Origin of the sequence: Massilia haematophila, assembly GCF_042647645.1 — a bacterium.
In the GTDB taxonomy this organism is placed as follows: Bacteria; Pseudomonadota; Gammaproteobacteria; order Burkholderiales; family Burkholderiaceae_D; genus Telluria; species Telluria haematophila.
The window spans coordinates 5,176,987-5,195,840 of sequence record NZ_JBHRVV010000001.1; the positions used below are offsets into that span (position 1 = coordinate 5,176,987).

The 18,854-nt window shown below is 65.3% G+C and carries 16 protein-coding genes; 9 read left to right on the forward strand and 7 right to left on the reverse strand.

Annotated features, from left to right (window positions below):
* Positions 1-27: 27 nt before the first annotated feature.
* The 4 genes from ACFOPH_RS23040 to nhaR all read right to left on the reverse strand — a co-directional run bounded on the left by ACFOPH_RS23040 (position 28) and on the right by nhaR (position 4,866).
* Positions 28-1,605: a hybrid sensor histidine kinase/response regulator gene (locus ACFOPH_RS23040; RefSeq protein WP_312548397.1), complete on the reverse strand. Its 1,578-nt coding sequence runs from the start codon at positions 1,603-1,605 to the stop codon at positions 28-30.
* On the reverse strand, positions 1,602-2,417 hold the full coding sequence (locus ACFOPH_RS23045) for an alpha/beta fold hydrolase (RefSeq protein WP_312548399.1): 816 nt from the start codon (positions 2,415-2,417) through the stop codon (positions 1,602-1,604). The genes ACFOPH_RS23040 and ACFOPH_RS23045 overlap by 4 nt, the downstream gene beginning before the upstream one ends.
* Before the next feature lie 146 nt (positions 2,418-2,563).
* Positions 2,564-3,910, reverse strand: coding sequence for a hemolysin family protein (locus tag ACFOPH_RS23050; RefSeq protein ID WP_312548401.1), 1,347 nt, complete (start codon positions 3,908-3,910; stop codon positions 2,564-2,566).
* A gap of 47 nt (positions 3,911-3,957) precedes the next feature.
* Positions 3,958-4,866: a transcriptional activator NhaR gene (gene nhaR / locus ACFOPH_RS23055; RefSeq protein ID WP_312548403.1), complete on the reverse strand. Its 909-nt coding sequence runs from the start codon at positions 4,864-4,866 to the stop codon at positions 3,958-3,960.
* Positions 4,867-4,971: 105 nt separating this feature from the next.
* On the opposite strand from nhaR, the gene ACFOPH_RS23060 reads away from it, so the two are divergent.
* The 4 genes from ACFOPH_RS23060 to ACFOPH_RS23075 all read left to right on the forward strand — a co-directional run bounded on the left by ACFOPH_RS23060 (position 4,972) and on the right by ACFOPH_RS23075 (position 8,240).
* Positions 4,972-6,039 (forward strand): DUF475 domain-containing protein, encoded by a 1,068-nt coding sequence (locus ACFOPH_RS23060; protein ID WP_312548404.1) that lies wholly within the window; start codon positions 4,972-4,974, stop codon positions 6,037-6,039.
* 274 nt (positions 6,040-6,313) lie between these two features.
* Complete coding sequence (locus ACFOPH_RS23065; RefSeq protein WP_312548405.1) at positions 6,314-6,889, forward strand: TerD family protein; 576 nt, start codon at positions 6,314-6,316, stop codon at positions 6,887-6,889.
* 58 nt (positions 6,890-6,947) lie between these two features.
* Entirely contained in the window at positions 6,948-7,643 is a 696-nt protein-coding gene (locus tag ACFOPH_RS23070) for a TIGR00266 family protein (protein ID WP_312548406.1), read from the forward strand.
* A 15-nt stretch (positions 7,644-7,658) separates the two neighbouring features.
* Complete coding sequence (locus ACFOPH_RS23075) at positions 7,659-8,240, forward strand: TerD family protein (RefSeq protein ID WP_312548408.1); 582 nt, start codon at positions 7,659-7,661, stop codon at positions 8,238-8,240.
* Positions 8,241-8,312: 72 nt separating this feature from the next.
* Here the strand turns inward: ACFOPH_RS23075 and ACFOPH_RS23080 are convergent, their stop codons facing one another.
* Both ACFOPH_RS23080 and ACFOPH_RS23085 read right to left on the reverse strand, forming a co-directional pair.
* A complete protein-coding gene (locus ACFOPH_RS23080) occupies positions 8,313-10,064 on the reverse strand; it encodes an MAG1210 family protein (protein ID WP_379737436.1) in 1,752 nt (583 codons plus the stop codon).
* Positions 10,061-10,798: a LemA family protein gene (locus ACFOPH_RS23085; protein WP_379737438.1), complete on the reverse strand. Its 738-nt coding sequence runs from the start codon at positions 10,796-10,798 to the stop codon at positions 10,061-10,063. The genes ACFOPH_RS23080 and ACFOPH_RS23085 overlap by 4 nt, the downstream gene beginning before the upstream one ends.
* Positions 10,799-11,131: 333 nt before the next feature.
* On the opposite strand from ACFOPH_RS23085, the gene ACFOPH_RS23090 reads away from it, so the two are divergent.
* From ACFOPH_RS23090 to ACFOPH_RS23110, 5 genes are all read left to right on the forward strand, one after another.
* Positions 11,132-11,785, forward strand: coding sequence for a VTT domain-containing protein (locus ACFOPH_RS23090; RefSeq protein WP_312548412.1), 654 nt, complete (start codon positions 11,132-11,134; stop codon positions 11,783-11,785).
* Between the two features lie 114 nt (positions 11,786-11,899).
* On the forward strand, positions 11,900-13,879 hold the full coding sequence (locus ACFOPH_RS23095; RefSeq protein ID WP_312548413.1) for a peptidase U32 family protein: 1,980 nt from the start codon (positions 11,900-11,902) through the stop codon (positions 13,877-13,879).
* Between the two features lie 381 nt (positions 13,880-14,260).
* Positions 14,261-14,659: a GntR family transcriptional regulator gene (locus tag ACFOPH_RS23100; protein WP_379737441.1), complete on the forward strand. Its 399-nt coding sequence runs from the start codon at positions 14,261-14,263 to the stop codon at positions 14,657-14,659.
* Positions 14,656-15,525, forward strand: a complete 870-nt coding sequence (locus ACFOPH_RS23105; protein WP_312547840.1) for an ABC transporter ATP-binding protein — start codon at positions 14,656-14,658, stop codon at positions 15,523-15,525. Before ACFOPH_RS23100 ends, ACFOPH_RS23105 begins: the two co-directional genes overlap by 4 nt.
* Positions 15,522-16,949: a hypothetical protein gene (locus ACFOPH_RS23110; protein ID WP_379737443.1), complete on the forward strand. Its 1,428-nt coding sequence runs from the start codon at positions 15,522-15,524 to the stop codon at positions 16,947-16,949. The genes ACFOPH_RS23105 and ACFOPH_RS23110 overlap by 4 nt, the downstream gene beginning before the upstream one ends.
* A 111-nt stretch (positions 16,950-17,060) precedes the next feature.
* Here the strand turns inward: ACFOPH_RS23110 and ggt are convergent, their stop codons facing one another.
* Complete coding sequence (gene ggt, locus ACFOPH_RS23115; RefSeq protein WP_312547837.1) at positions 17,061-18,830, reverse strand: gamma-glutamyltransferase; 1,770 nt, start codon at positions 18,828-18,830, stop codon at positions 17,061-17,063.
* Between the last annotated feature and the right edge of the window lie 24 nt (positions 18,831-18,854).

The following is an 18,854-nucleotide window of genomic DNA, read 5'->3' on the forward strand; positions in this document are numbered from 1 at the left end:
AGCGGCCTGCCCGCACGCGGCGGGCGTTCAGGCCGGGTTCAACCGGCGCGGCGCGGCCAGCAGGGCGCGCAGGCGCTCGAAGTCGATCGGCTTGGTCAGATGGTGATCGAAGCCGGCCTCGAAGGCCAGCTGGCGGTCGCTCTCCTGGCCCCAGCCGGTGGCGGCGACCAGCAGGATGTCGGTCCCGCCCGGCAGCGCCCGGATGCGGCGCGCCAGGTCGTAGCCGGTCATGTCGGGCAAGCCGATGTCGAGCAGGGCGACCTGGGGCCGGAAAGTTTCCAGCAAGTCCAGCGCCGCCTGCGCCGTGTGCACCGTGCGCGCCGCGCAGCCGCTCATGTCCAGGAACATCGCCAGCATCTCGGCGGCGTCGACGTTGTCGTCGACCACCAGCACGGAGGTCGACGCCACCGCCTCTTCGATCCGGGCCGGCGCGTCCGGCATACTCTGCACCGGCGCCAGCGGCAGGCGCACGGTGAAGGTGCTGCCCCGGCCGGTGCCCTCGCTCGCGGCCTCGACGCTGCCGCCGTGCAGGGCGACGATGCCGCGCACCAGGGCCAGGCCGATCCCGAGCCCGCCTTTCGCGCGCCGCAGCGCCGGTTCCAGCTGCGAGAACATGCCGAAGATCGTGGCCAGCGCCTCGGGCGGGATGCCGATGCCGTTGTCGCGCACCGCGATCACGGCCTGCTCGCCCTCCTGGCGCAGGCTCAGGGAAACGAGGCCGCCGTCCGGCGTGTACTTGCAGGCATTCGTCAGCAGGTTGACCAGCACCTGGGACAGCCGCGTCGGGTCGGCGTCGACCACCGCGCCGGACGCCTCGATGGTCACGCTGAAATCGTGGCGCGCGGCGCGCATCATCGGCGCCACGTCCTCCACGGCGCTGTGCACGATGTCGGCCAGCGCCACCGGGGCGCGCCGCAGCTCCATGCGGTTCTGCGTGATGCGCGACATTTCCATCAGGTCGTCGACCAGGTGGGTCAGGTGGCCGAGCTGGCGGTCGAAGACGTCGAGCAGCTTCGCTTCGCTGGCCGGTCGCGCCTTGTCGAGCTTGAGCACCTCCAGCACGCCGCGCATCGGCGCCAACGGATTGCGCAGCTCGTGCGACAGGGTGGCGAGGAATTCGTCCTTGCGGCGGTCGGCGTCCGACAGTTCGCCGTTCAGGTCGCGCAACTGCGTTTCCGCCTCCAGCCGCGCTTCCAGCGCCTGCTCGGCGGTCTTGCGCGCGGCCAGCAGTTCGCGCTCGTAGGAGCGGCGCTCGTTCATCGCCGCCAGCGACCACTCGTCGAAGGTGCGGCCGTCGACCGTCCGGCGCACGATGTTGACCAGCACCGGCATGCGCTGGCCGCCGCTGTCGCGGATCTCCATCTGCAGCTGGCCGACCGAGCCCTGCACCTGCAGGATCGGCAGGCAGTGGGTCTGGTGGAAGATGCGGGCGCCGACCGGCAGCCGGTCCTGGATGCGCAGCTTGCCCACCAGCGCCGCCTGCGAGTAGCCGAGCCAGCGGCACAGGGTGGCGTTGGCGCGCAGGATCAGGCCGGCAGCGTCGGTGACCAGCAGGCCGCAGGGGGCCTGCTGGTAGAGCGTGGCGTCGTCCGGCAGGCCGTTCACCTGCGCCGCTCCAGCGCCAGCGCATCCAGGAAGGACAGCGCAGCGCGCGCGCTGTCCTCGGGGGCGCTCATGTGGGGGCAATGGCCGATGTTGTCGATCACCTGCAGGCGGCTGCCCGGGATCTGGCGCTGCAGGTAGTCGCCGACCGCGAGCGGGGCGATCAGGTCGTCGCTGCATTGCACGATCAGGGTCGGCACGCTCACGCGCAGCAAATCGGCGCGGTGATCCGACAGAAAGGTGACGCGCGCGAAGTGGCGCGCGATGTCGGGATCGTTGCGGCAGAATTTATTGTTCAGTTCGGCCGCCAGCGCGGGCGCGTTCGGCGCGCCCATGATCAGCGGCGCGACGTTGCTCGACCAGCCGAGGTAGTTGGCGTCCATGGTGTCGAGCAGCTCGTCGATGTCGCCGCGGGTGAAGCCGCCGACGTAGCCGTCTTCGTTGATGTAGCAGGGCGAGGGTGCCAGCATGACCTGGGCCAGGAAGCGTTCGGGCGCGCGGATCGAGGCCAGCATGCCGATCATGGCGCTGACCGAGTGGCCGACGTGGATCACCGGGCCGTCGCCGAACTCGTCGATGATGTCCAGCAGGTCGTCGGCATAGCCGTGCAGGCTGGCGTAGCGGGCGCGGTCGTAGGCGGCGAGGTCGGAGCCGCCGCTGCCGACCAGGTCGAAGGCGACGATGCGGTAGCGTTCCTCGAAGGCGGGGGAGATGAAGCGCCAAACGGCCTGGTCGCAACCGAAGCCGTGGGCGAAGACCACGGTGGCCGGGCCATTCCCGTAGACGGAGACATTGTTGCGGTCACGCACACTCATGGGTTCTCCGGGCATTTGCTGACGTTCTATTGGGCAAATTATAACGTCGGGAACGGGCCGGCGGACACCTTGCGGCGAAATATGCGGCCCGGGAACAGATCGTTGCGAGGCTGATTGCGCAGCCAGCCGCGCAATCAGCTTCGCTGTTAACCCAGCTCGTCCTCGTCGCCGCCGCGTTCCAGCTGCGGGATGACTTTCACCAGCAGGATGCGCGGACCGTTGGTCTTCTTGACCACCACGTCGAACTTCGGGAACTCGATGCGCTGGCCCTGCTTCGGGATGTCGCCCAGCTTGGCCATCAAGAGGCCGCCGACCGATTCGACGTCGTCCAGGCCCATCTCTTCGTTGTCGATGTCGATCCCGAGCAGGCGTTCGAGCGAGAAGATCGGCAGGCTGGCCTTGCCGATCCAGGTGCCGTCGGCCTGCGGCAGCCAGTCGTTCTCGTTCATGCGGAATTCGTCGCGGATCTCGCCGACCATCGCGCCGAGCAGGTTGTCGAGCGTGATGAAGCCGACCGGGCGCTTGCCCTTTTCGCCGATCAGGGCGAAGTGGGGCGCGCCCGTGCGGAAGCGGCGGAAGATGTCCTGGGCCGGGGTGCGCGCCGAGATCGTCTCGACCGGGCGCAGGAATTGCGTCAGGTCGCTGATGTCCTTGCCCGACTGCAGGGCGAAGAACAGGTCCTTCAGGTGGATCACGCCCAGCACCTCCTCGCCTTCGGCGTCGAAGTAGGGGTAGCGCGAGAAGCGGTTGCGGCGCACCGTGTCGAGGTTTTCCTCGATCGACAGGTCTTCGTGCAGGGCGATCACTTCGTTAATCGGGCGCATCAGGTCGGACACGGCCATGTCGGCGAACTCGAGCGACTGCGCCAGGATATGGCGCTCGTCGTGGGTGAACTTCTCCTTGCCGGTGCTGGTGTTGGTGCGCAGGATGAGTTTCAGTTCCTCGGTCGAGTAATGGGTGTCGTGGCCGCCGGCGCCGGACAGGCCGGCCACGCGCAGCACCATGTTGGCGCTGGCGTTGAGCACCGCGATGAAGGGATACATGGCCCAGTAGAAGCCGTACAGCGGCAGCGCGCACCACAGCGCGACCGACTCGGGAATGCGGATCGCGAGCGACTTGGGCGCCAGCTCGCCGACCACGATGTGCAGGAAAGAGATCACGCTGAACGCGACCACGAAGGAAACGCCGTGGATCACCTGTTCCGAGGTGACCCCAAGCAGGGCGAAGAGCGGTTCGAGCAGGCTGGCAAAGGCCGGTTCGCCGACCCAGCCCAGGCCGAGCGATGCGAGGGTGATGCCGAGCTGGCAGGCCGACAGGTAGGCGTCGAGCTGGCCGTGGACCTTGGCCAGGATGCGTCCGCGCAGGCCGGAGGTCTTGGCAATGGCGCGGACACGGGTTTTACGCAGCGTGACGATGCCGAATTCGGCCGCCACGAAGAAGCCGTTCAGTGCGACAAGAAAGAGCGCGAGAACGACAAATAAAAGATTTTCCATATAAAAGATGAGTTGATAAAAGGCGTAGCCGATAGGCATTGTACAACTCAAGCGGCGCCGAGCATTCCTTCATGTACCGCGGCCAGGATCGCTTCCACTGCCGGATGCTGGATCTTGCGCTCGTTCGAGATCGCGTAGAACTGTTCGCGCACTTCCGGCACCCGCCCCACGACCTCGGCCTGCAGCTGCTCGGCCAGGTCGGTGGCCAGCGCCGCCGGCGCGAAGAACAGCCCGAGGCCGCGCCGCCCGAAGGTATTGAGCAGGGCGTTGTCCTCGAATTCGCCGACCACGTCCGGGTGCACGCCGTTCACCTCGAGCCAGTCGTCGATCTTGGCGCGCAATGCATTATTGCGCGCGGGCAGCAACAGGGGCGCGCCTTTCAATCCTTTCGGGAAATTCTTGCCCCATTTCTGCGCCAGTTCGCGGCTGCCGACGACCAGCATCTCGCTCTCGAACAGCAGGTGGCTGAACACGCGCAGGGTGCTGCCGGCAGCCAGGGTGCGGTCGCTCAGCACCACGTCGAGCTTGTGCAGGGCGAGCTCGGCCAGCAGGGCCTCGTGCTGGTCCTCGAAGCAGACCAGGCGCACCGGGGTGGGCAGCTGGGTCGTCACCTCGAGCAGGCGGAACGCGGTCAGCTTGGGCAGGGAATCGGAAATGCCGACCGTCAGGCGGGTGCGCAGGTTGCCGGCCTGGTCGAGCGCTTCCTGCATCTGTTCGCCGAGGAGAAAAATCTGGTCGGCATAGGTCAAGGCCAGGCGCCCGGCCTCGGTCAGGCTCAGGCGCCGTCCCTGCTGGGTGAACAGGGCCTTGCCGACCGCCTGCTCGAGCAGGGTGATCTGGCTGCTGACGGTCTGGACGGCCAAGCCGAGACGCTCGGCCGCGCGGGTAATGCTACCCTCCTTGGCCACGACCCAGAAGTAGTGCAGGTGGCGGAAATTCGGGATCGCGTGTTTCATATCTTCCGTTTTTTCGAAGTAATGCTTCGATTATCTTCGCTTTTTCGATAGTTCGCAAAGCTCTAAACTTCCGTGCATCAACTTTCACATAGAAGGGATAACAACATGAAGCACTTCAGAGGATCCTTCCTCGTCACCATCATCTGTATGGGCCTGGCCGGCTGGTGGGGCTATGACCACGGCGGCGTCTCCGGCATGATGACCGCGATCGGTATCGCGGCCATCCTGTCGATCATGGAGGTGTCGCTGTCGTTCGACAACGCCGTGGTCAACGCCTCGGTCCTGAAGGGCTGGGACGAATTCTGGCTCAAGCTGTTCCTGGGCCTGGGCATGATCATCGCCGTGTTCGGCATGCGGCTCGTGTTCCCGCTGGTCATCGTCGCCGTGGCGGCCGACCTGGGCCTGACCGAGGTCTGGAACCTGGCGCTGACCGATCCGAAGTCGTTCTCGGGTCACCTGACGGCGCACCACGCGGAAGTGGCGGCCTTTGGCGGCATGTTCCTGCTGCTGGTCTTCCTGAACTTCCTGCTCGACGATGAGAAAGAAACCCACTGGCTGGGCAACTTCGAGAAGAAGCTCGGTTCGCTGGGCAAGGTGTCCTCGATCGCGGTGATGGTGGCGCTTGCGTCGCTGCTGTTCGCGTCGACCTTCGTTGACGCCGGCCAGAGGATGATTGTCCTGGTCGCCGGTATCTGGGGCATCCTGGTCTACGTCGGCGTGGACATGATCAGCGGCCTGCTCGAGAAGAGCGAGTCGGACGAGAACAGCAACGTGGGCGACATGGTCAAGCGCGGCGGTATCGGCGGCTTCCTGTATCTCGAAGTGCTGGATGCCTCGTTCAGCTTCGACGGCGTGATCGGCGCCTTCGCGATCACCTCGGACGTCGTGATCATCATGCTGGGCCTGGCGATCGGTGCGATGTTCGTGCGTTCGATGACGGTGTACCTGGTCCGCAAGGGCACGCTGGACGAGTTCGTCTACCTGGAGCACGGCGCGCACTACGCGATCGGTATCCTGGCCGTGATCATGCTGGCAAGTATGCATGTCCACGTGCCTGAGCTGATCACCGGCCTGACGGGTGTGGCCTTCATCGCGGCTTCGCTGTGGTCGTCGATCCGGTACAAGAAGAAGCATGCCGCGCTGGAAGCGGCTGGAGAGAAGCAAGTGGCGTAATGGCAGTACGGGCGGTGGCGATGGTTGCCACCGCCCGGGTAGGGAAACGGCGTACGGCGTGGGTTCAAGAACCCACCCTACGAAAACCGGCACCTGTAGGGTGGGTTCTTGAACCCACGCTGTCGGACCCGTAGCACAGAGTTACAGAATCACGCGAGAGCGCCATGAAAGGCGCCCCGCACAACGAACCGCCCGGCGAGCGGCAGAACACCAGCTCGCTGCGCGTACAACCCCGGTGTTCACAAGAAGTCCTCAATCTTAGGAGAAACACATCATGGCAATCAGTCTGCAAAAAGGCGGCAACGTCAACCTGTCGAAAGAAGCCCCTGGCCTGACCAACCTGAAGGTCGGCCTCGGCTGGGATACCCGCGCCACCGACGGCGCAGCCTTCGACCTCGACGGCGCCGTCTTCATGCTGAACAGCAGCGGCAAGGTCCGTTCGGACGCCGACTTCATCTTCTACAACAACCTGAAGTCGGCCGACGGCTCGGTCGTCCACTCGGGCGACAACAAGACCGGCGAAGGCGCGGGCGACGACGAAACCGTCGCGATCGACCTGACGAAAGTCCCGGCCGACGTCGACAAGATCGTGCTGGCCGTGACCATCCACGACGCCGAGACCCGCCGCCAGAACTTCGGCATGGTCGGCAAGGCCTTCATCCGCTGCGTCAACGCCAACGGCGACGCGGAAATCGCCCGCTACGACCTGTCGGAAGACGGCTCGACCGAAGCGGCAATGATCTTCGGCGAGGTGTATCGTAATGGCGCCGACTGGAAATTCCGCGCCATTGGCCAGGGCTTCCAGGGCGGCCTGGGTCCGCTCGCCAAGAACTACGGCGTCAACGTCTAAACAATCAGGTTCGCGGTCCCCATGACCGGGGGCCGTTTTTAATAGGAAGCCAAAAGAAATGCCAACTTTTACCGTGACCGGAGATGTCGATCCCTTCCTGCACGTGTCGATGAGGAGAGGCGAGACCATCTATTGCGAATCCGACGCGATGGTGATGATGGAATCGACGCTCGACCTGAAAGGCAAGATGAAGGGCGGGCTCGGCAGCGCATTGATGCGCACCTTCGCCAACGGCGAATCGTTCTTCCAGCAGCACATCGAAGCGACGCGCGGCGACGGCGACTGCCTGCTGTCGCCGACCCTGCCGGGGGCGATGCAGATCGTCGACTGCGGCCCGAACCAGTACATCATCAGCGACGGCGCCTTCGTTGCCGCCAGCTCGGGCGTGGACCTGAAGGTGCGCACCCAGAGCCTGGGCAACGCGCTGTTCGCCAACAGCGGCGGCTTCTTCGTCACCGAGACGACGGGGCAGGGCCAGGTGGTGGTGTCGGGATTCGGTTCGATGTCGATGCTGGAAGTGGAGCCGGGCAAGGACGCGATCATCGACAACTCGCACGTGGTGTGCTGGGACAGCACGCTGCAGTACGAGATCTCGATCACGACCGGCACCAGCGGCGGCTTCCTCGGTAACCTGATCAACAGCCAAACCAGCGGCGAGGGCATGGTCCTGCGCTTTTCGGGCAAGGGCAAGGTCTACGTGTGTTCGCGTAACCGCGCCGCCTTCAAGGCCTGGATGCAAACGCCCGCGCGCTAAAACCAGGAGAGAACAATGTCAGTCAATCTGCAAAAAGGCCAGAAGATTTCGCTCAGCAAGGAAGGCGGCGGTGCACTCACCCGCGTCACCATGGGCCTGGGCTGGGACGCCATCAAGTCGAAGGGCTTCTTCGGCTTCGGCGGCAAGACCGAAAGCGTCGACCTCGACGCCTCGGTCGTGATGTTCGACGAATCGAACCGTCCGGTGGACGTGGTCTGGTTCCGCCAGCTGAAAAGCAAGGACGGCAGCATCGTCCACACCGGCGACAACCGCACCGGCGCCGGCGACGGCGACGACGAGCAGATCAACGTCGACCTGAGCAACGTGCCGGCCAACGTGAAGTCGCTGGTGTTCACGGTGAACAGCTTCACCGGCCAGAACTTCTCGCAGGTGCAGAACGCCTACTGCCGCCTGCTCGACGCTTCCGGCAACAAGGAAGTGGCGCGCTACGACCTGTCGGTGCAGGGCGCCCACACCGCCCAGGTGATGGCCAAGCTGTACCGTCACAACGGCGAGTGGAAGATGCACGCCATCGGCGAAAACGCCAGCGGCCGTACCTTCGACGACCTGATGCCGGCGATCACGCCGCACCTGTGATCGGTTTGCATAAGCGTCGATAAAAAAACCGGGGATGCGTCCCCGGTTTTTCTTTTTCCGCTTTCTCGCGCGTCAGCCAGGCAGAACCGCCGAGAAAATCGACCGGCGCAGGACCGCCTTGCCGGCGTCGATGCCATGCCGCGAAAACGCCGGCGGCAAGGCGACGCCATTGCCGTCCGCCGCGCCCTCGTGCGCAACGCTGCCTGGCGCAGCCGCTTCCCTGACCAGCATGTCGGCGCTGTTCGCGACATCGAAATACTCGTCCCAATGCACCGGCACCCGGTGCGAGCGGCCATCGCCGCCGCGCATCGACACGTAGTGGACGCGCTTGACGCTGCGAAAGCCGCTGGCCGTCACGCGCACTTTCTGCGCGCCGTCGGCCTCCTCGTGCATGGTGGTCTTCAGGATGCTGCGGGTGACGCAGTCGGGATGCTTGAACACCGCCTCGCCATGGTAATTGGCGATCGCTTCATGCTCCCAGAAACAGGGTTTGTGCGAATAGGTGTCCCTGTAGATGTCCGCATGCGGCCGATGCTGCTGGTACAGGGGGATGGCGAGCAGGGGCGCGATCCCGAAGTAGAACGACTTGAAGAAATCGTTGTGGTAGCCGTTGAAGAACGTGCGTGCGTGGGCCAGTTCGTAGGCATGGAATTTCCAGGGCGCGCCGCTGATATCGGTCTGGCGCATGTGGCCCGCTTCCACCACGTTGATCATCCGGGTTTTCTCGAACACGAAGGTGTCGCCGAAACCGATCGTACTGTCCTTCAGCAGCTTCAGCATTTCCTGCTGCGCCAGGGGCGTGAACAACAGCCGGAACTGCACTTCATGGTTGCGGTCCGTGGCAGCGAACAAGGCGTCGAATTCGCGGTTCGACATCACCGTAAACGTATTGCCCTCGCCAACATCCCGGGATTTCGCTTCCAGCTTCTTGATGGCGCGGTTCTTCCGCCATTTGTCGAACAGGCCGTCTTCCAGGCGCGAGAGTGTCGACGGGTTGCGGCTGAATACGAGGTCGGGCGCCGCCTCGTTGCCGTAGACAATGAAGGTCCGGTTTTCGTACTCGGGGAAGGGACGCTCGATCGATGCGTTCAAGGTCTCGTGGCGGGTCCTGGTTTCCCATTTGCCTTGCGCATTGAGGTGGCGTTCCGTCCAGCTGATCTGGAGCGAGCCATGGTAGGTCTTGCTGCCCATCCAGTGCGACAGGGTTCGGGTAAGAATGAACGGGTTGCCGTTCAATACGCCGCTGTGCGAGAACACGATGGAGTGGTCGTCGCCGAGCTGGCCGGACCAGCCGAAGCCCTTGCGCAGCTCGTCCATGCGGCCGTTGCTGAAATAGGCGTCGAAGGCGATGCGCGGCACCGTTTTCTGCACCAGCTTCGCCACGATGTCCCAGTCGTACAGGCGGTTCAGCGGCGCCATCTGGCCCCAGGCCACGGCGCGCTTCGCGTCGCAGGCTTCCTGCAGACGTTTCAGCTGGGCGTCGGAATCGTTGATGACGCGGTTCAGCCAGAGCATCGCAGGCACCAGCGCCAGCGCCGGCAGCGCGAGCCATGGCCAGGTGTAATAGGCGAGGATATACAGCGCCGCCAGCAGCGCGCAGGCGATGGCGAAGCCGCGCAGGATGCGCCAGCCCTTGTTCGAGCTGCCTTCGCCGGCGGCCCGCTGTTCGAGCTCGCGCAGTTCCCGCACCGTCTGGATATTGGCGTTCTCGTCGACGCCGGAGCGGCGCACGAGGTCCTCGAAAAAGTCCGAGGTATGCTCGACGTGGGCAGCCCTGAAATGGGACGCGTACTGCTCCAGCGGCTCGTGGACGTCGTCGATCAAAAGAAGACGCTCCGGGCGGCAGCCTTGGTCTCGGCGGAGGCGGTAAAGGGAATGCGCGTGGTGTAGCCCGCGCGCGCCGCAACGATCTGCCTGGTCGGCCAGGCAAAGATGTCCTGGTTCCACATGCCGACGGTATCGTTATACAGCGTGCGCGCCGCGGTCACTTCCTTTTGCAGATAACTGTTCTGGCGCATGGCGTCGGCGATGACGGCCTGCGCTTTCAGCTCCGGATAGGCTTCGCAGGCCAGGTTGATGCGCGAGAAAATACCGTCGATTTTCTGGGACGCCTGGTTGCGTTCGGCATCGGCGTGATGGCCGCTCCGATACGCCGCGACCGACTTCATCACATCCTTGTCGAGATCGATCGCTTTCGCGACCAGGCCCACCACGTTGTTCAGGACGACGACGCGCTGCTCCAGGTAATTGTCGATCTGCGAGGCATCGGCCTGGATTTTCTGCTGCAGCTTGCGCAGGTTCGCCAGGGCGAACACCTTCATGAACTGGAAGACCACGCCGGGCAGGGCGCCCAGCACCAGCAGTCCCAGGCTGTAGTTTCGCGGCAACGCATCGGTCAGCAGGGCCACGGCGCCGATAAGCGGAATGACCGTCCACAGGGCAATTTCGAAGAGCAGCGAACCGGTGCCGATCTGGACGGGAATCTGCTTGTTGATGACGTTGACATCGCGGCCGGCCTGGTCCACCGGGCCAGTGACTTCGTCCAATTCGTTTGCCATAGCTAAAAGATCCTTTGTTTTGAAAATATGCGTTGTTTTTGTGAGAGCGCCTGGAAAGCAAGCTCAAGATTATAAATTGCTTTTAATCACTTTTTGTTGTCATCGTATCTTGCACAACATGACGCGACCAAGTGCGGCAACCGGCCTGTTCGGGCCGTTTTTCTCTTTGCATCAACGGTTTGGGAATCGTGCGCTTGTTGTAAAAATGAAAGACCCGGTAGACTGTCGCGGAGCTGGACAATCCTTGCCGATGGGACGGCGAGGCAGCTCTTTTCCTGCCCGGTCCATGCACGTGCGATTGCATGGCCACAACACAATGCAACGACAAACACTATGCTCACTACCCTGCTCGAATGGTTCCTCCACCTCGACCGCCATCTTGCCGTCCTGGCGGCCGACTACCACATCCTGGTCTACGTGCTGCTGTTCGCCGTGATCTTCGTCGAAACGGGGGTGGTCGTCATGCCCTTCCTGCCTGGCGACTCGCTGCTGTTCGTCACCGGCGCCCTGGCGGCGAAAGGCCTGCTGTCGCTGCCGGTGCTGATCCCGCTGTTGATCGTCGCGGCGGTGCTCGGCGATATCGTCAACTTCGCGATCGGCACCATGTTCCGCGATCGCATCAAGAATGGCTACCGGCTGCGCTTCATCAAGGCCGAGCACATCGCCCATACCGAGCGCTTCTTCGAACGCCATGGCCCCAAGACCATCGTGCTGGCGCGCTACGTTCCCATCGTGCGCACCCTGGCGCCCTTCGTCGCCGCACTGGGCAGCATGCGCTATTCCACCTTCCTGTCCTATAACGTCATGGGCGGCACCTTGTGGGTGGTCTCCCTGACGGTGGCCGGCTTCGCCTTCGGCAACATCAAGTGGGTGAACGAGAACCTGACCGCGGTCATCCTCGGCATCATCGTGCTGTCGCTGGTGCCGGGCATCGTGGCCTGGCTCCAGGAGCGTGCGCGCAGCAGGCGCAGCAACCCGGGCGCCTGATCCGGGCGCGGCAGTGTCCGCGGGCGGGCCGGGGCCAGCCACATGGCCCCGGCAACCATGACACGCCGCACCCGCAAAGCTATAATCGGCGCCTTCGTCCCAGAGGAATGCGCCATGTCTCTACTCGATCACCAGCTCGAACTGCTGTCGCCTGCGAAAACCGCCGAGATCGGCCGCGAGGCCATCCTGCATGGCGCCGACGCCGTGTATATCGGCGGCCCCGCCTTCGGCGCCCGTCACAACGCCAGCAATTCGCTGGAAGAGATCGCCAGCCTGGTGCAGTTCGCCCACCGCTACCGCGCGCGCATCTTCGTGACGATGAACACGATCATGCACGACGCCGAGCTCGAGCTGGCGCGCAAGCAGGTCTGGCAGCTGTACGAGGCGGGCGTCGATGCGCTCATCATCCAGGACATGGGACTGCTGGAAATCGACCTGCCGCCGATCCAGCTGCACGCCAGCACCCAGTGCGACATCCGCACCGTGGAGAAGGCGAAGTTCCTGGGCGACGTCGGCTTCTCCCAGCTGGTGCTGGCGCGCGAGCTGACGGTCGAACAGATCCGCAAGATCCGCGCCGAGGTCGACACGCCGCTCGAATACTTCATCCATGGCGCGCTGTGCGTCGCGTTTTCCGGGCAGTGCTACATCTCGCACGCGGACACGGGCCGCAGCGCCAACCGCGGCGACTGTTCCCAGGCCTGCCGCCTGCCCTATACGCTGACCGACGCCAAGGGCGGGGTCGTCGCCTACGACAAGCACCTGCTGTCGATGAAGGACAACGACCAGAGCCGCAACCTGGAAGCGCTGATCGACGCCGGCATCCGCTCGTTCAAGATCGAAGGGCGCTACAAGGACATGGGCTACGTGAAGAACATCACGGCCCACTACCGCCTGCTGCTCGACGAGATCCTGGAGCGCCGCGCGGCGGGTCGTTCCGGATTCGTGCGCGCCGCCAGCGGCCACACGCAGATCTTCTTCACGCCGGACGTCGACAAGAATTTCAACCGCGGCCACACCGACTATTTCGCCCAGGGCCGTCAGGACGACATCGGCGCCTTCGATTCGCCCAAGTACCTGGGCGTAGAGGTCGGCGCCGTCACCAAGGTCGGCACTGACCACTTCGAGATGATGACCGACGTCGCCCTGGCCAACGGCGACGGCCTGAACTACATGAACAAGCGCACCAGCGTCGGCGTCCAGGTCAACACGGTGCAAAAGCTCGGCGAAAGCGAGGACGGCCAGCGCTGGCGCGTGTTCCCGAACGAGCCGGTCAGCGCCTTGCCCGGCCTGAAACCCGGCACGCAGGTGCACCGCAACCGCGACCACCAGTGGGAAGCGGCGCTCACGAAGCGCTCGGCCGAGCGCAAGGTGGCGCTGCACCTGACCCTGGGGGAGCTGGACGACGGCCTTTCCTTGACCCTGCGCGACGAGGACGGGATCGAGACCGTGACGCACGCGCAGCTGGCGCTGCAGCCGGCGCACAACCTTGATCAGGCCGATGCGGCGCTGCGCACCAGCCTGACCAAGCTGGGCAACACGATGTTCGAAGCCGACGGCATCGTGCTAGCGCTGTCGCAACCGTGGTTCGTGCCAGCCGCCGCCATCAATGCGCTGCGGCGCGACGCCGTGGCGGCGCACGAGGCGGCGAGACTGGCCGCGTGGGAGCGCCCCGAGCGCAAGGCGCCGGCGGAACCGCCCGCCGTGTATCCGGCGACCCAGCTGTCCTACCTCGCCAACGTCTACAACGAAAAGGCGCGCGCGTTCTACCACAAGCACGGCGTGGGCCTGATCGACGCGGCCTACGAGGCGCACGAGGAAGCGGGCGAGGTGTCGCTGATGATCACCAAGCACTGCCTGCGCTTCTCGTTCAACCTGTGCCCGAAACAGGCCAAGGGCGTGCAGGGCGTGCAGGGCCAGGTGAAGGCCGAGCCGATGACGCTCACGTCGGGCGAGGACACCTACACGCTGCGCTTCGATTGCAAGCCCTGCGAGATGCACGTCGTCGGTGCCATGAAGCCCGGCATCCTGCGCTCGCCGCCGCCGTCCGCCGTGCCGTATAGCACGGTGACCTTCCATCGCAAGCGGCCCGCGTAAGGACCGCTGCGCGGCGTGCCGCGTAGGGTGGGCGCCCCGTGCCCACGCGTTAGCAAGTATCCGACAGTCCTGTAGGGTGGGCACTCCGTGCCCACGCGTTACGTGCGCGTCCGTTCTGCGTTGGCTGCGATGTATCGCCCGCTAACGTTGACCTTGGCCGGGCTCTCGATTCATTGGACACTTTGCGGGCGATACCTCGCTGCCGCTGACTGTCGGTCACGTGCGTAATGCGTGGGCACAGCGTGCCCACCCTACGGCCATCCGCGCATTCCCTTGCATCGGAGCCTTGTGTCCCGATTTTTTCGCCTTCCAGTCAATATTTCCTGTTGACATGTTCGATATCGTCGTCTACTGTATTAATCAACTAATACAGCAGACACCATGACCACCCATTCCGCCCACCTGTTTTCGATTTCCACCGGGTCGCCCGAACCGATCTACCGCCAGCTCGTCGAGCAGGTCAAGCGCCTGGTCGCGGCCGGCCAGATGGCGCCTGGCGACGGCATGCCGTCCGTGCGCGAGCTGGCGCAAGCGCTGGCGCTGAACCCGATGACCGTCTCCAAGGCCTACAGCCTGCTCGAGATGGAAGGGGTGCTGGCGCGCCGCCGCGGGCTGGGCATGGAAGTGGCCGCACGCGCCGGCGGCGGAAAGAGCGCGCTTGAGCGCGCCGAACTGCTGCGCCCGACCCTGGAACGCGCTGCCGTCGAAGCGCGCCAGCTCGAACTCGATCCCGACACCGTTGTTTCCCTCTTCATCCACATCCTGAAGGAACAAGCATGACCACCCCGATCATCCAGAGCAGTTCGATCAGCAAGCATTTCGGCAGCGCCATGGTATTGGACCAGCTCGACTGGCAAGTGATGCCGGGGCAGGTGATCGGCCTGCTCGGCCGCAACGGCGCCGGCAAGTCGACCCTGCTCGAATGCCTGCTCGGCCTGCGCGAGACCGACAGTGGGTCGGTCCGTATCTACGGCGAGGACGTGGCGCGCCTGTCGGACGCCACCCGCGCCCGCATCGGCTACGTGCCGCAGAAATCCGACCTGTTCGAATGGATGACGCCGCGCCAGATGCTGGGCTACTTCCAGGCCCTGTACCCACGCTGGAACGCGGCCAAGGTCGACGCGCTGCTGGAGCGCTGGGGCTTCGACGCTCTGATGCAGGAGAAGCCGATCAGCAAGCTCTCCGGCGGCGAGCAGCAGCGCCTGTCGATCATCCGCGCGCTGGCCCACGATCCGGAACTGCTGGTGCTGGACGAGCCGGTCTCGAGCCTGGACCCGGTCGGCCGGCGCGACTTCCTGCGCGAGCTGATCGACGGCGTGATCGAGCGCGGCACCACGGTGGTGTTCTCGACCCACATCCTGTCGGACCTGGAGCGCGTCGCGCTCGATCTCGCCTTCCTGCGCGACGGCAAGATCGCGCTGCAGGGCCGGCTCGACGAGTTGCTCGAAGGCGCGCGCCGCGTCGTCGGCCCGGCGGCGCTGCTCGACGGTAAACCGCTGGCGGGCGAACTGCGGCGCCAGCGCGCGGCCGACGGTACGGTCAGCGTGGTCACCCACGGCGCCGCCGCCGATACCCTGCGCGCCCAGCCCGGCGTGCGCGTCGAGCCGCTCAGCCTGGAAGACCTGTTCATCGAGGTGACGCAATGAGCGCGGCGCTGAAGGACTATTGGCTGCTGTGGCGGATGGCGCTCAGCACGCGCCATCCGCGTGCCAGCATGATCGTGCTGGGACTGACCACCCTCGGCACCGTCCTGGTCGGGGCGCTGGCCCAGATGAAAGAAGGAGACCTGGTCCTCACGGCGGGCCTCGCGCTGCGGGTGGCGCTCGGCGGTGTGCTGGGTGGGTGGATGCTGTATTTCGTTCCCGGCGCGGTGAAACTGAACTCGCCCTTTGCCGCGCGCCTAGTGCCGCGCCTGCGGCGCCGCCTGATCGCGTTGACGATGCTGGTGTGGGCGACCGCGGTCGGCGCGGCCACGCTGATGTCGCTTGACACGCGCCTGTCGCCTGCGCTCGTGTTCCTGGGCACCGGCACCTGGCTCGCGGCATACGGTTTAGGGCAGAGCGGTCACCGTGCCGGGGCCTGGGTCCAGTTCGGGACCTGGATGCTCATTGTTTTCCATGACCGCCTGCCTCCCGGACTGGTCGAGCAGGTCAAGAGCGGCTCCGGCTTTGCCGTCGCCATCCTCCTGATGCTGGCATTCGGTGCGTTCGCCCTGCAGGCGATGTACATGGACGGCGGCGAGCGCCACTATGCGGCGCGCGAGGCGCAGAAGTTGCAGATCGAACGTCTTTCGACCGATGGACAGTTCAGGGAACGCAAGCAGCACAAGCTTGGCGCCTCGATCTACGCCAGGGCGCTGCGCCGCGATTGCGAGGCGCGCGACGTCGGCAAGCTGCTCGGGCACCTGCTCGGTTCGGCGAATCACTGGCTCAATCGGGCGATCTCGCTCGCTGTCGTCGTGGGGCTGGTGGCGATTGCGGTAGGTGGATTTCGCCTGTTCGGCAGTGCCGAGACGAACGACATGATCACGGCGATCGGCTGGTTGTTCGCCTTGCCTTTGTTGCTGATGCCGCTGTTCGGCAGCGAGCTCCGGGCTGTGCGCCTGAAAGACACCGCCGCCGAACAGGCCCTGTTCCGGCTGGTCCCGCCGATGCCGGCCGGCGCCCCGGACTTCAACCGCAAGCTGTCCGGCACGCTGATGCGTATCGCACTGGCCGAGTGGGGCATCCTGGCGGGAGCCGTGCTGGGCCTGGGCATGATCACCGGCGCCTCGGCAGCCAACCTGTTCATGCAGATATGCATCTGCTGCCTGAGCTTGCCGCTCGTGGCCGCCAATTTGCGCGACCACGCTCGCCGCAGCGGCCTACTGGGCTGGCGCCTGCTGTGCGGCTTCGCGCTGTCGCTTGGAATCAGCTTCGGCCTCGCCGCGGCGGCGCAGCGCGCCATCGGCCTGCCGGTGACGGCCGGGGCGGCGCTGGTCAGCATTGCCATTGCCATCGCCCTGGTTGTCCGGGGCTTCAGGCGCGCCGACACCGCGCCCTATGCCTTTCCGGCCGGGCGCCTGGCCTGAGCCGGTAGGGTGGGTTCTCGAACCCACCGCTCCTGGACGCCGCCATGTGGCGGCGTTCGCCTCTGCGCACCTGCCATGAAGGTGGGTTCGAGAACCCACCCTACCTGTTTATCAATGCCCGCGGCGCTGCACCAGCGCGGTGCCGACGCCGTGGCGCTTGCCTTCGCTGACCGCGGTCACCGTGCCGTCCGGATTGAACACGATGGCGTTCGCCGCGCCGATTTCCTCGGCCCGCTCCTCCCACTTGTGGCCGAAGGCTTCGAGCGCCCGGGCCTGGGCGCTGCCGGCAAAGCCCGGCTCGATCGAGGTCGCGGCGCCGTTGCGCTCGGACAGGCGCGGCGCGTCGATCGCCTCGTTCATCGGCATGCCGAAATCGATGTGGTTGACGATGGTCTGCAGCACGGTGGTGATGATGGTCGAACCGCCCGGGCTGCCGATGGTGAAGGCCGGCTTGCCGTCCTTGAGCACGATGGTCGGCGTCATGCTGCTGCGCGGGCGCTTGCCCGCTTCCGGCACGTTCGGGCGCGGGCCGGAAAAATCGAAGTCGGTCATCTCGTTGTTCAGCAGGAAGCCGTAGCCCGGCACCACGATCCCGCTGCCGCCCCAGGACTCGATGGTGAAGGTGTAGGAGACCACGTTGCCGTCCTTGTCCGAGACCGTCAGGTGGGTGGTGTGGGCGCCTTCCTTCTGCAGCGCGCGCTGCGGCGGCGCTTGCGGGCGCAGCGGAACGCTGGGGTCGTCCTGGAACAGGTAGGGATCACCCGCCGCGGCCTGGATGCCGGCGCGTCGCGGATCGATCAGCGCGCGGCGCCGGGCGGCGAATTCCTTCGACAGCAGGCCCGCCACCGGGGCGTCGACGTATTCCGGATCGGCGAGGTAGGCGTTGCGGTCGGCAAAGGCGAGCCGGCTCGCTTCCAGGTAGAGGTGCTCGGCGTTCGCGCGCGGCATGGACTTCAGGTCATAGCCTTCCAGGATGTTCAGCGCCTCGGCCACCGCCACGCCGCCGCTGCTCGGCAGGGGCATGCCGTAGATCTCGTAGCCGCGGTAGCTGCTGACGATCGGCTGGCGGATGCGCGCCTCGTAGTTGGCCAGGTCGGCCAGGGTCATACGGCCCGCCCGTACGCTGGCGCCCGCATTGGCCTCTTTTGCGACGGGCGGCTGGTTGACGGCGTCGACGATGGCGCGCGCCATCGGGCCTTCGTAGAAGGCCTTGTAGCCGCGTGCGGCGATCTCGCGGTAGGCCTTGGCCATGTCCGGATTGCGCAGCTGGGTGCCGGGCGTGACCGCCTTCCCGCCCCGAAGGTAGAGCGCGCTGGTGGTCGAGAACTGCTGAAATTTTCTTTCATTTTGCTGCGTTAAATGAAAGAAAGTTTCATTGACCGTGAAGCCCTTGCTGGCCACGTCGATCGCTGGCGCCAGCACCTGCTTGAAGTTCATCGTGCCGTAGCGTTCCAGCGCCTCGTGCCAGCCGCGCACCGTACCCGGCACGCCGACCGCGGCGCCGCTCGCGACCGCCTTCTCGAAGTCGATCTCCTTGCCGTTGTCGAGGAAGACCGTCGGCGTGAAGGCGGCGGGCGCCATTTCGCGGTGGTCGATCGTGATCACGCGCTTGTCCTTGGCCAGGTAGATCACCATGAAGCCGCCGCCGCCGATGCCGGCGCTGAAGGGATCGGTCACGCCCAGGGTCGCCGCGGCCGCCACGGCGGCGTCGACGGCGTTGCCGCCCTTGTTCAGGATGGCGAGCGCCGAGTGCGAGGCCTGTTCGCTGATGGTGGCGACGGCGCCGCCGCTGCCGGTGGCCACCGGCGTTTTCGCGCTCGCAAGCGGCGCGTGCAGGATGATGGAAAAGGTGAGTGTGAGGGCGAGGGCGGATCTGCTCATGAATAGCGTGTAGGCGAGTGAAAA